The organism is Dermacoccus sp. CCH2-D9 (assembly GCF_001556795.1).
Classification (GTDB): domain Bacteria; phylum Actinomycetota; class Actinomycetes; order Actinomycetales; family Dermatophilaceae; genus Dermacoccus; species Dermacoccus nishinomiyaensis.
Map to the genome: position 1 here is coordinate 25,716 of NZ_LSJT01000066.1, position 11,817 is coordinate 37,532.

Genomic DNA, 11,817 nt, shown 5'->3' on the forward strand with positions numbered 1-11,817 from the left:
GGGCTGCGTCGCGTCGACGGGTGCGTCAGGTTGATGAGTTGTCCGACGGCTGAGGACGCCGACGCTCAAGACGCATCCCGACGCTGCGGGGCGCAGTCTCGACGAAGCCGAGGCTCTCGTACAACGGCCGGCCCGGCGCGTCGGCCATGAGCGTCACATAGGCACCGGGCGGCGCGTCGTGTTCGATGCGCGCGAGCAACCGAGTGAGGATCGCCCGCCCGAGGCCCTGACGCTGATGCTCCGGCGAGGTGGCCATGTCGGCGACCATGAAGTACCACCCGCCGTCACCGATGACGCGGCCCATCGCGACGACGTCGCCGCTCGCGCGATGACGAACCGTCACCCATGCCCACGAGTTCGTCAGGGCCGGCGCGCCCTGCTCGGCGGTGCGGGGTGTGAGGCCGCTGATTCGTCGCAGCTCGAGGTAGGTCTCGAGATCCGGTGCGGAATCGAGCAGTTCGTAGTCGGTGTTCACGGGGCCTCCTGGTGGTGGGACGAAGTGGGAGAGAGGGCGGCGATAGAAGGTCGACGGGAGCGCGGGGAAGCGTGAGCCACGGTGCGTGAGGCCCGATCGCGATGCACGATCTCGTCGGCCCGTATGCACCTGCGTGCAAGTGCACCCGGGTGCACGTGCACGCAGGTGCATACGGGCGCATGGGGGCTGCCTCGTGGTGACGGCGATGTTGCTCATGGCAGGAGAACAGAGCCTGGGCGAGGTGTGCGACGCGCCCTGAGGCGTACGTGAGCCCTGCGACCGCGCATCTGTCAGCCCCCGGCACCCTGTCAGAACAGACTGTGCTGCGCGACGGATTCCGGCGAGCGAGCCGCGTCGTCGAACGTGACGCGGCGCCCGCCCAGTGCGTCGAGGTCGGTGAGCATGAGCGAATCGGCCGCTCCTTCCGCCGCATCCCCGGCCACGCCTTCGGCTTCGGCTTCGGCTTCAGCGTTGACCTGAACCAGCGCGACCGATCCGACGAGGCTGACGGGCGTCAGGCAGTGGGATCCGTCGGTGACGGGGTGGGCGTAGACGGGGTGGATGCCACGGCCGGCGACGAAGAACGCCGCGTGCAGCGCCGGGGGTTGCCACGCCTCGTGGGGCATCGAGCGCGCGCAGAGGCCGCGCGTTCGCAGGTGCGCCTCGACGGCGGCGACGCAGTCGGCGTGCACGACATCGAGCGCCGTTTCGGGCAACGCCCGGGTGAGAGCGGCGGCCTTGCTCGTCTTGTGACGCGCCTGGGGCACACCGACGTGCTCGGTGACGGCGTCCTCGAGAACTCGAACGGCGAGCCCGTCGTCCGTGCGTGCGACGTACGTGGCCCGCACCGCGCCCTGCTCGTCGAGACGAACTCGCTTGCGCGCATCGGACGCCGTACCGACCTTGTGCGCGCCGTCCGCGAACGTCGCGATGTAGAGCCAGTGAGGTTGCGCCAGGTAGCGACCGAGCGCCTCCGGTACATGGCCACCGCGATGCGCGTGGTGCATGAAGCGCGACTCGTCGCGACTCGCACACCGCTCGCACTGACGGCCCGTGGTGGCGAGACGCGCGCCGTCGCAGGGCTCATGACGGCCACCGCTCGACCCCGTGGCGATGAACACGCCGGTGCAGAATCGCCCCGTCGGGTCGACGTGGAACGCGAGACGTTCACCGACCAGGTTCAGCGTTCGTCGCTCGGTCTCGAGGGGGCTCGAGATGACGAGATGCGGCTCCCCACCCGTCCAGGAGACGGAGTGCGCGAGGAACGGCGTGTCGCGAGGAATGCTGGGGCGAGGCATGGCTCCATCCGATCATGACGGGGTAGGTGGCAGCACTCGGGCTCGGACCGTCCGTACGCCGCGCGGCGCCCGTTGAAGGCCGCCCGTCGGGTCGCGTCACTTGGACCCCGCCAGATGGACCCAGTCCGTTGGAGGCCGCAGGCTGCACGTCTGAGTGGCCACTGGCCGCGTCGCCGCGCTCGTCATGGGGCAGGTCGACATGCGCCCCGAGTGGGTCGAGCCGGTCGCCGTCGCCTCGTACTACCACGACGCGGCGATCTGGTTCGAGCACACGTGGGACTACCTGCCCGACTCGGAAAGCCTTGCGGCGCAGGAGCTCTCGCGAACCGGCCACGAGGGTGACGCCGCGCTCGTCACCGCGATGATCGACGAGCACCACCGCGTCCGGCCGGCGCGCAACCCGCACCCCCTCGTCGAGGCGATGCGACGTGCCGACGCGACGGACGTCTACCGTCTGCCGCTTCCGCCGCACGTCAGCCGTGACGACTACCGCGCCATGCTGAAGCGGTTTCCCGACAACGGCATGCACCTCATGCTCGGGCGCGGGTTCGTCATGGGGCTGAAGGAGCGCAAGCGTCTCAACCCGATGCCGATGGTCAAGCTCTGAGCTGTTGACGCTGGTCGAATCCCCGACGGGCGCAACCTGCTTCGCCGAGCCCCGGGGCCTGACGGCGGGCGCCCCGGGTCCGCGCATCTCGATCGCGGACCTGTGGCACCCTGATCCGATGACGCTTCGACCCGGCGCCCGTGCGGCGTTCGCCTTCAACGCCGCGCTCGCCTGGATCGGGTTCGTCCTCGTCTGCGTGTTGTCGGCGACCGATCAGTACGCGCACGTGACGCCTGCTGCACACGAGTACGGCGTGCATCCCGGCGGTTTCGCAGGAGCGATCTCGCGGTTGTTCGACACGCTCAGCTACTTCACGGTCTGGTCGAACGTCATCGTCGCCATCAGTTGCACCCTCGTCGCGGTGGCGCCCCACGCCGACACGCGGTGGCGGCGCGTCGTCCGCCTCGACGCGCTCATCATGATCACCGTGACGGCCATCGTCTACGCGCTGCTGCTCGCGCCGGGGTCGCACCCCACCGGTTGGGACCTCGTGACGAACCCGTGGCAGCACATCGCCGTGCCGCTCGTCACCGTCATCGTGTGGCTCGTCTGGGGCCCGCGCGGCCGCATCGATCGGCGCACCGTCGCGTCGTGCTTCGCCATCCCCGGCGTGTGGATCGTCTACATGCTCGTGCGCGGCGCCGTCGTCGACGCTTACCCGTACCCATTCGTCAACGTCGACGCGCACGGGTGCGGCTCGGTGGCCGTGACGCTCGTCGTCATCCTGCTGTTCGGCCTCGTGCTGGCGCTCGCGTTCTGGGGCATCGACCATCTGCTGACACGTCGCGCGTCCATCCGCTCTCGGCCTTGAGGTCCGAAACGCCGCACTGCAGGGTTTCGGCCCTCAATGTCCGGAACGCTCACGCGGCGCGGACGCGAGCAGCGCCCAGGCGGCGGCGTTCAACGGGACACGCCCTGGACCGTCGTGTTCGCCTCAGCGCCGCGTCGCGTCACCCCGTCGACGACAGCCGTCAGCACGACCGCGGTGAGGAACGACGTCAGGCTCGCGCTCATCCAGCTCGGTGCCGTGAAGTGCAGGGTGCCCGCGATGTCGTGCCACATCCGTGACCACCAGCCGAGTTCGCCCGGGGAGATGAGCTGGTACATCGCGAACCCGGCGAGCCACGGCAACAGCATCAGTGGGCGACCCGGGGCGTCGACCGACGTGTTCCAGCGCCGACGCCCGCCGAACGCGTAGTAGTCGACGAGGAACCCCCCGAGCAGGGGCGCGAAAACCGAGCCGATGAGTGAGAGGAACGTTGCGAAACCGTAGATGTCGATGCTCCACGCGAGCACCATCGAGATGACGCCGAGCGCCGTCGAGATGAGGCGACGATCGACGCGCGGCAGCATGTTCTGCGCCGACACGGTCGGCGAGTACACGTCGACGAAGCACGCGTCGATCTCGCGCAGCGTCAGCACCCAGAAACACAGTGTGCCGCCGGTGATGCCGAGGAAGATCGAGAACACCTTGTCACCGTCACCACCGGCGATGACGAGCGCCACCATGCCGATGCAGTACACCGCGATCTGCGTGACGCTGTACCCGACATAGCTGCCGATGACGGCGGCGCGGTGCGACGTCGAGTGGCGCGCGTAGTCGCCCGCGACGGGCACCCACGACACGCACAGCCCGATGATCGCATCGACGGCGATCATCCAGCCGTCCCAGCCGTGGCCGTGGTAGGCGGGCAGGTCACGCGTCGCCAATTGCGTTGCGAGATAGACGAGCACGACGATCACCGCCACCGTCACGTACTTGCGCAGCACCTTGACCCAGTGCAACGGGTAGATCGCGAGCGTGATCGTCACGAGCCCGATGACGCCGATGACGGGCCAGCTCGGCACGTCCCAGAGCGTCTTGACGGCGAACGCCGTCGTCACCATCTCGAACGTTCCCCAGCCGACGAGCTGCACCATGTTGAGCACGCTCGGCACGTACGACAGGCGCCCACCGAACAGGCCGCGCAGCATCACCATCGCCGGCTGCCCCTGCTGCGACGACGCGAGCGCCATCGCAGAGACGCCGGCTGTGCCGACGAGCGTCCCGACGACGAGTGCGCTGAGCGCCGCGCCGACGCCCATGCCCGGCGCGCCCATCGGCTGCAGTACGACGAGCGCGCCCGCGAACGCGAGCAGGCTCATGCCGAGGTTCGCCCACATGCCGAGCTGGTCGAGCAGGCCGAGGTTGCGCGGCGCGTGACCCTCGTCGAGGGTGCGGGGGACGTCGTGGGTGTCGAGCAGGTCGGGGGCGTCCTGCGCGGGGGAGTGCGACGTGGGGGAAGGGGTGCTCACGGGCTGAGTGTCTCCTCGAATCGTGGGACGGGAACATTCCGACCCGATGGAACCTTAGAGGCCGATCGCATCGAGTGGTCGCCGAACTACGCGTGCGCCTCCTGCGGCGCGCGATGATGGCGTCACCAGCGAAGGTCAGGAGACGCCATGAAACCCCTCGAGGCAGTGACGGTCGTCGAACTCGCGAGCCTGGCGCCCGCACCGTTCGGCTGCATGATGCTCGCCGATCTCGGCGCTCACGTGACCCGTGTCGAACGTCCAGGTTCGGGTGCGCTCGACGTTCCGACGGCGGCGCTCGATCGGGGCAAGACGACGATCGTGGCTGACCTCAAGACGCCTGACGGACTCGCCGCCGTCCGCGAACTCGCCTCAGCGGCAGACGTTTTCGTCGAGGCCTACCGTCCCGGAGTCGCCGAGCGCCTCGGCGTTGGCCCCGACGACCTGCTCGCTCTCAACCCGCGACTCGTCTACGTGCGCATGACGGGGTGGGGGCAACACGGCCCGCTCGCGCAGACGGCGGGGCACGACATCAACTACCTCGCGTTGTCGGGGATGCTGCACCCGCTCGCGCGACCCGGTGAGCGTCCGAATCCGCCGACGAACGTGCTCGCCGACTTCGCCGGTGGTGGCATGCTGCTTGCCAATGGCGTCCTCGCGGCCCTCGTCGCACGGGCGACGACGGGTCGGGGGCAGGTGCTCGACGTCGCGATGGTCGACGGCGCGTCGCTGTACTCGACGTTCCTGCGCGGCCTGCACGCCGTGGGGTTGTGGAGCGGCGAACCCGGCACGAACCTGCTCGACGGCGGCGCACCGTTCTACGACACATACACGTGTGCGGACGGCCGGCACGTCGCCGTCGGAGCGCTCGAACCACAGTTCTTCGCGGCCCTCGTCGACGGGCTCGGCCTCGACGCCACGACGATGCCGGCGCAGACCGACGTCACCGGTTGGCCACGGTGGCGTGAGGTGCTGACGGCGACGTTCGCGACGAAGACGCGTGACGAGTGGGCGCAGCTCTTCGACGGCACCGACGCGTGCGTCACGCCCGTCCTCTCACCCTGGGAAGCACCGCATCACCCGCATGCCGTGGGGCGCGAGGCGTTCGTCGACGTCGACGGCGTGATGATGCCCGCTCCCGCGCCGCGGTTCGGTGGAAGCGACTGAGGGTGCCGGCATCCGAAGACACGGGACCCCGCCGCACCAGGTACGCCGGTGCAGCGGGGTCTCGCGTGGACGGGGGAGGTCAGCCTTCGTTCTGCTTCGACTCGTCCGTCGTCTCGTCGATCTTGATGCCCTGCTGCTGCGAGCCGGACATGATCTGTGACAGCGCCGTGTTGGCGGCCATGATCGAGGCGAAGTTGCCCGAGGTGAGGTCGCCCTTAATGTTCTTGACGTTCTCGACGGCGGTGCCGAGCGGCTGCGCGATCGTCTTGCACAGCGTCGGGTTGGCCTGGGCGTTCTTGACGGCGTTGTTGAGCAGCTTGAGGTCGAGTGCGGCGGTCGCGCCACCCTTGATCAGGGCCTTCGTGCGGCCGTCGGCGCCCTTCTGGAACGTGCCGGCCTTGTAGGGCTTCCACAGGTAGCGGTGGAATGTGCCGGCCGTCAGGCCGATGTCCGTCGCGAAGCGCGTCTTGGCGAACTTGCGCGTGTTCTCGGTCGGGCAGTCGATCGGCTTGGCGTTCGACGAGGACGACGATGCCTCACCCGAGCCGCTGGCGCTCGAGTTGGAGCTGGCGTCGCCGGAGGCGGAGGACGTCGCGCTCGCGGCTGCGCCGGAGGCGGCGCTCGTCGCGGAGGAGGCGGAGTTGGACGAGTCCGAGCCGCACGCCGTGAGAGCGGTGAGCGACAGGGCCGCGACGGTGGCGGTGGTGGTGCGAGTGAAACGCATCGGTGTTCCTTTCGGCGGGGATGTCGTAGGGGCAGATGCATGGAGAATCTATGGGTTGCGTCCAGGTGGGTGTGATCCCCGTCCCCCCGACATATGCCGGGGTCCTACGCTGGGAGACATGGTGGTTCGTCGCGTGGCCGTCGTCGGCGGTGGAGTCGCAGGACTGACCTTGGCCGCGGCGCTCGACCCGGCGCGTTTCGACGTCACCGTCCATGAGGCGCAACCCGATCGTCGGACGGGCGCGGCCCTCGGGTTGTGGCCTGACGCTCTGCGCGCGCTTGCAGAGCTGGGGGTGCAGCTCGGCGGCGGGCACGGTGTGAGCGGCGCTGCGCCCGGTAGGGCCCGCGGAGTCGGTGTGTCATCTGGAGTTGGAGTGGTTCGCAGGTGCGAGCGAGTCGACCTGCACACGATGACGGGGCGACGGCTGTTGCGGGCGCCCGCGCCACCCGTCGCGCAGGTTCGGCGCGAGCATCTCATGGTGGCGTTGCGGGCGGTGGCGCCCGCGCCCGTCGCGCATCGCGTCGACGATCCTCGCGAACTGGACGCCGACGTCGTCGTCGGTGCTGACGGCGTGCGCTCGCGGGTGAGGGGCATCGTCGACCCTCGGCGTGCCGAACGACGTGCGACGCCCTGGGTGACGTTGCGCGGTATCGCGCCCGCGCTCGAGGGTCTGGACGGAACGAACTCGCTTGCACGCGAGTTCTGGGGTGCGGGAAGGCTTTTCGGCGACGCTCCGGTGAGCGGTGGCAGGTATTGGTTCACCGCGCACGCGATGGCGTCGGCGCAGGGCGACACGTCCGATCACGGGGTTGGCGTGATGCGTGGGGCGTATGCGCCGGAGCAGCTCGACGTCATGGCGGTCGTCGACGAGGCGAGACGACGTTTCGCGGGTGCGGCACCCACTGTCCGGGCAGCGCTGGCCGCAGCCGACGACACGACCGTCGCGGCGCGGTTGTGGGTCGCCCCGCCGATGCGTCGCTATGTGCAGGGCCGCTTCGTCGTCATCGGTGACGCGGCGCACGGGTCGCTGCCGAACCTCGCGCGTGGCGCGAGCGACGCCATCATCGACGCAGTGACGCTCGCCCGGGTGATGAACGCCGACGGCGGCCTGGGCCGCTGGCAGCTTCGGCGATGGCCGGTGACGCAGGCGGCGCGGCTGGGCGCGTCGGCCGTCATGGCCGTCGCGACGGGCTGGGGATAGCCCCTCCCCTCCTGCGCCCAAGTGCACCCGGGTGCACTTGGGCGCAGGAGGTGTTTGAGTTGGGCCACTCATCTGCGTCCCGATGCACCCGGGTGCACTTGCACGCAGATCGTCGGGGCCGAGACGGGCAGGATGGGGGCATGGCTACTTCTCTCTTGTTCGGCGCCGGCGATCTGGGCACGCAGATCGGGTTCGACCTGGCGCGCGCGGGCGATGACGTCGTCGCGCTGCGGCGTCACGCCCATCGCGTGTCCGAGCCGCTGACGGGCGTCTCCTGCGACCTCGGCGCGGGCGTCGACGCGGTGCGCGCGGCGCTCGAACCGTTGACGGAGCGCGGCGGCTGGGCGCGTGGGCCGCAACGCGTCGTCGTCTGCCTCACGCCCGACGCGCGCGACGAGGAGGCCTATCGGGCGACGTTCGTCGAGGCCACGGGTACTGCGCTCGCGGCGATCGCCGCGCTGGGTTGGGCGCCCGAGCGGGCCCTGTTCGTGTCGTCGACGGCGGTCTGCGCGTCCGGCGGTCTCGTCGACGAGAACACGCCGCCCTCTCCGCAGACGCCGACGGCCCGTGTGCTCGCCGAGGCCGAACAGCTTTTTCTCGCAGCGCTTCCTGCGTCGACGCGGGGCATCGTCGTGCGCCCGAGCGGCATCTACGGGCCGGGTCGCGAATGGTTCGTCAACCGGGTGAGCGAGGGCGACGTCGGCGATCCGTCACGGACGACGCATCGCGTGCATCGTGACGATCTGGCGCGCGCGGTCACGCACCTGCTGACGATGACGGCGGAGCCCGACGCGCTGTATCTCGTCACCGATGACGCGCCCGCGTCGGCGGGTGAGGTTGCCACGTACCTGGCCGAACGCCTGGATGCCGACGCCGACCCGTCGTGGCGCGGGGAGTGGAGTGCGAGCCGTCGACTCGACAACTCGCGACTGCGGCGCACGGGGTTCGCGTTCGACTTCCCGACGTATCGCGAGGGCTACGCCGCCGTGCTGGACGGCGACGGCGTGCGTCATTCGTGACTCGCGCGACGCGTCATGCCTGAGTCATCGGCGCAGGGCGTCATCCTGACGCGGTCGGCGGCGACACGAGAGAAGCGGTGCGGCTGTGAGCGACGCCGTCAGCGGCGTGTGGCGCCGATGATCGGCGAGTGGCTCCGGGGGGCTGCGGCGCTCCGTCGGCGGACAAGAGCCATGACGTGCCCGGCGCCGAGGAAGGTGATGCCGATGACGCTGAGCACGACGAGCGCGTAGGAGATGATCCGGTTGCACACGCCGATCTGAGTCGGCGCGCCCCAGGCGTACCAGTGCCCGGTTTCGGCGTAGATGTACGTCTTGTACGCGAGAGCCCACAGGACGAAGGGGCGCTGAAGAGGGCGCCTGCCGCGATGATGGACGCGCCCACGTGACGCAACCACCGATCGACGCCTGGTGTGAAGGACGCCATGCTGACCATCTCCTGTGTCGTAGCTCACGTAAAGGTAGCGCGTCTTTCGGATGAACAGCTTCACCCTTTGGGTCATTTTTTCCCTTAGGGCCGGTAGGTTGGGGCGGACAAGGGGCTGTTTTTCGGCATGACGCGGCATGCTGCCTCGGTTCGAAGAGCTGCCGGGGAAGGCTGGCGGGCGACGGCCGCAGACGACGATGGCGGGCGGTGGGGGGTGCGCCCTTCGTCAGGTACGCGCCGCCGGGCCGGTGGGCGGAAGAGGGGTCAGCGTGCCACGTCGAACACCGCGAGGTTGATGCCGTTGGCGACCTGTTGGCTCTCGACGAGCGTCAGGCGCGTCTTGATGCCGTCATCGGCGAACAGCCGCTTGCCGCCGCTAGCGGCGATGACGGCCATGTCGCGGGTGCGCCATACCTCGTTCGCATCTGCCCAGCATGGAAATGGGCATCGTCGAGAGGTGTGGCCGAAGCGAAGACTTGTGCACGCTTCACGCCCGAGGGGGCACGCATCTGGGGTGGGCGGTGAGCATGCCCGCACGCCGAGGACGCGGTGTACCCGGCCTCACAGCGTGGCTGGGCGGGCGCGCTGGGTGCTGCTCGTAGACTGACTGGGTGGAGCTCGGGCAGAAACAGCAGGTGCGCTGGGTGCGCAGCCTGCTCGTCGCTGCCCTGACGGCGTGCTCGGCGGGCGCCGCGCACGTCGCCGGTGGCGGGCATCGCGCACCGGTGCTGCTGCTCATCTGCATGACGGTGATCGGCACGCCGATCATGCACGCGGTGAGCACGCGACGCTGGAGTTTCGCGCAGCTCGTCGGCGTCATGGCAGTCGCGCAGCTCGCGCTGCACGCGGCGATGTCGACGCTCATGCCCGCCTCGATGACGATGCCGCACCACGCGAGCGCCGCCGACGTCAGCGCCGACGGCACGAGCGCGACGATGGCCGCGAGCCATATCGGCATGACATGGCTGTTCGCCGCGCTCCTCGCGTACGGCGAGAGGGCGCTCGCCTGGACGATCCGCGTCCTCGTGCCGCAGATTCAGCTCGCGCCGTTCGGTGAATTTCCGACGGCCTGCACGGTGTTCGACGACATTCGTGCGCCCCGCCTGGTGACGCTGCACGCCCCGCGGGCCAGCCGCGCCCCACCGGTGAGTTTCGTTCTCTCGCACTGATCCTCGGGATCTTTTCCCTCTCTCACGGGCCTGGCCATCAGGGCTGTCGACATGCGCCTCACTGCTGTCGACCGAGCGTCCGCATCGTGCCGGTGCGGTGAGCCCTGGTGTCAGGGGGCCTGACGAGCGCACGACGGCATGAGCAGCCCGTGGCCGCGCGCCACGTCGGCGTCACCCCGTCGCGCATCGAGCGGCCCGGGCGCCCCGCGCGTCCTGCGTTTTCCGGCAGCCGTGAAATCACCGCAGCGTTCGTCGCATCCATCGGCGACGCCACCGACTCCCCAGGCCGTGAGAGCCGCCGCGACGCCACGTCGCACCCAGAACGAAAGACCTCACCATGAACATCACCATCACGTCCGCCACCCGCCGCACCCGCCGCCTGACGGCCGTCGCCCTTCTGACGCTCGCCACGCCGGCAGCGCTCACCGCCTGCTCGTCGGACGATTCGGGCACCTCGGGAGACTCCAAGAGCGCCGCATCGTCGGCGCCGGTCACGTCGACGTCAGCCACGTCGAGCGCCGACGCCACGATGGCGTCGCGCATCACGCCGTCAGACACCTGGGCGAAGGCCGCCGATTCGGGCATGAGCGCCGCGTTCGGCACGCTGAAGAACACCGGGACGAAGCCCATCGTCATCACCGGCGCTCGCGGTGACGCCGGGCCGGTGCAGTTGCACGTCACGCAGAAGACCGCGACGGGCATGGAGATGAAGGAGACGAAGTCCTTCACCGTGCCCGCCGGCGGCTCGCTCGAGCTCAAGCCGGGCAGCAGCCACCTCATGTTCATGAATCTCTCGCACGCGCTCAAGGCAGGCGAGACGCAGAAGCTCACCGTGACGTTCGAGGACGGTTCGCACACCGACGTCCGCTTCCCCGTACGCGCCTATGACGGTGCGAAGGAGAAGTACGCGGGCTCCGGCCACGCGCAGCACTCGTCGGAGGCGACCCACTCCGGCGACGCCCACTCGAGCGGCATGGGTTCGCACTCGGCCGGCTCGACCATGCCCGGCATGTCGACCACACCCTCCCACTGACCCTGACGGCCCGAAAGGCTCCCACGATGAAGAAGACCTACGCCGCCCTCGCGCTCGCCACGACGATCGCGTTCGCGCCCGCCGCATCCGCCCACGACGAACTGACCGGCACGACGCCGAAGAACGGCGTGACGGTGACGAGCGCGCCGTCATCGCTCGAGCTGACGTTCGCCGAGAAGCCGCTCACCGTCGGCAACCAGATCTCCGTCAAGGCACCGGACGGGTCGACGTCGAAGGCCACGCCGAAGGTCGACGGCAGCACCGTCAGCGCCCCGTTCGCCGGCCACGGTGACGGCGCATACACCGTGACGTGGCGCGTCGTCTCCAGCGACGGCCACCCCATCAGCGGGTCGTACACGTTCACGCTGAAGGGCGGCACTGCAAGCACTGCGGCGCCGTCGTCGGCAG

The 11,817-nt window shown here is 69.6% G+C and carries 14 protein-coding genes; 8 read left to right on the forward strand and 6 right to left on the reverse strand.

Features of this window, described 5'->3' with window-relative positions; translation table 11 throughout:
- Nucleotides 1-25 precede the first annotated feature (25 nt).
- Nucleotides 26-475 carry a GNAT family N-acetyltransferase gene (locus tag AX669_RS05975; RefSeq protein ID WP_062257219.1) on the reverse strand — a complete coding sequence of 150 codons (450 nt, stop codon included), beginning with the start codon at nucleotides 473-475 and terminating at the stop codon, nucleotides 26-28.
- 308 nt (nucleotides 476-783) lie between these two features.
- On the reverse strand, nucleotides 784-1,773 hold the full coding sequence (locus AX669_RS13625) for a DUF2797 domain-containing protein (protein ID WP_062257221.1): 990 nt from the start codon (nucleotides 1,771-1,773) through the stop codon (nucleotides 784-786).
- A 154-nt stretch (nucleotides 1,774-1,927) separates the two neighbouring features.
- Here AX669_RS13625 and AX669_RS05985 point away from each other — a divergent pair, with 154 nt between their 5' ends.
- A complete protein-coding gene (locus AX669_RS05985) occupies nucleotides 1,928-2,380 on the forward strand; it encodes a hypothetical protein (protein WP_174897347.1) in 453 nt (150 codons plus the stop codon).
- Nucleotides 2,381-2,498: 118 nt separating this feature from the next.
- Nucleotides 2,499-3,191, forward strand: coding sequence for a Pr6Pr family membrane protein (locus AX669_RS05990; RefSeq protein ID WP_144693864.1), 693 nt, complete (start codon nucleotides 2,499-2,501; stop codon nucleotides 3,189-3,191).
- Between the two features lie 89 nt (nucleotides 3,192-3,280).
- On the opposite strand, the gene AX669_RS05995 is transcribed toward AX669_RS05990, so the two are convergent.
- A complete protein-coding gene (locus AX669_RS05995; protein ID WP_197418859.1) occupies nucleotides 3,281-4,675 on the reverse strand; it encodes a cytosine permease in 1,395 nt (464 codons plus the stop codon).
- 147 nt (nucleotides 4,676-4,822) lie between these two features.
- Here AX669_RS05995 and AX669_RS06000 point away from each other — a divergent pair, with 147 nt between their 5' ends.
- Nucleotides 4,823-5,839, forward strand: coding sequence for a CaiB/BaiF CoA-transferase family protein (locus AX669_RS06000; protein WP_062257224.1), 1,017 nt, complete (start codon nucleotides 4,823-4,825; stop codon nucleotides 5,837-5,839).
- A 79-nt stretch (nucleotides 5,840-5,918) separates the two neighbouring features.
- On the opposite strand, the gene AX669_RS06005 is transcribed toward AX669_RS06000, so the two are convergent.
- Nucleotides 5,919-6,563, reverse strand: coding sequence for a hypothetical protein (locus AX669_RS06005; protein WP_062257226.1), 645 nt, complete (start codon nucleotides 6,561-6,563; stop codon nucleotides 5,919-5,921).
- 118 nt (nucleotides 6,564-6,681) lie between these two features.
- Here AX669_RS06005 and AX669_RS06010 point away from each other — a divergent pair, with 118 nt between their 5' ends.
- Nucleotides 6,682-7,764, forward strand: a complete 1,083-nt coding sequence (locus AX669_RS06010; RefSeq protein WP_144693934.1) for an FAD-dependent monooxygenase — start codon at nucleotides 6,682-6,684, stop codon at nucleotides 7,762-7,764.
- A gap of 140 nt (nucleotides 7,765-7,904) precedes the next feature.
- Nucleotides 7,905-8,783, forward strand: a complete 879-nt coding sequence (locus AX669_RS06015) for an NAD-dependent epimerase/dehydratase family protein (RefSeq protein ID WP_082740630.1) — start codon at nucleotides 7,905-7,907, stop codon at nucleotides 8,781-8,783.
- A gap of 98 nt (nucleotides 8,784-8,881) precedes the next feature.
- Here the strand turns inward: AX669_RS06015 and AX669_RS06020 are convergent, their stop codons facing one another.
- Together AX669_RS06020 and AX669_RS14050 are read right to left on the reverse strand one after the other, a co-directional pair.
- Entirely contained in the window at nucleotides 8,882-9,178 is a 297-nt protein-coding gene (locus tag AX669_RS06020) for a hypothetical protein (protein ID WP_136788622.1), read from the reverse strand.
- A 293-nt stretch (nucleotides 9,179-9,471) separates the two neighbouring features.
- The gene (locus AX669_RS14050) at nucleotides 9,472-9,603 is read right to left on the reverse strand and encodes a hypothetical protein (protein ID WP_255356529.1); all 132 of its coding nucleotides are present in this window, start codon (nucleotides 9,601-9,603) and stop codon (nucleotides 9,472-9,474) included.
- 215 nt (nucleotides 9,604-9,818) lie between these two features.
- Here AX669_RS14050 and AX669_RS06025 point away from each other — a divergent pair, with 215 nt between their 5' ends.
- From AX669_RS06025 to AX669_RS06040, 3 genes are all read left to right on the forward strand, one after another.
- Nucleotides 9,819-10,376, forward strand: coding sequence for a hypothetical protein (locus tag AX669_RS06025; RefSeq protein WP_062257234.1), 558 nt, complete (start codon nucleotides 9,819-9,821; stop codon nucleotides 10,374-10,376).
- 337 nt (nucleotides 10,377-10,713) lie between these two features.
- Complete coding sequence (locus AX669_RS06035; protein ID WP_062257237.1) at nucleotides 10,714-11,409, forward strand: copper chaperone PCu(A)C; 696 nt, start codon at nucleotides 10,714-10,716, stop codon at nucleotides 11,407-11,409.
- Nucleotides 11,410-11,435: 26 nt separating this feature from the next.
- On the forward strand, nucleotides 11,436-11,817 hold a 382-nt coding region (locus AX669_RS06040; protein WP_197418860.1), incomplete at its 3' end, for a copper resistance CopC family protein.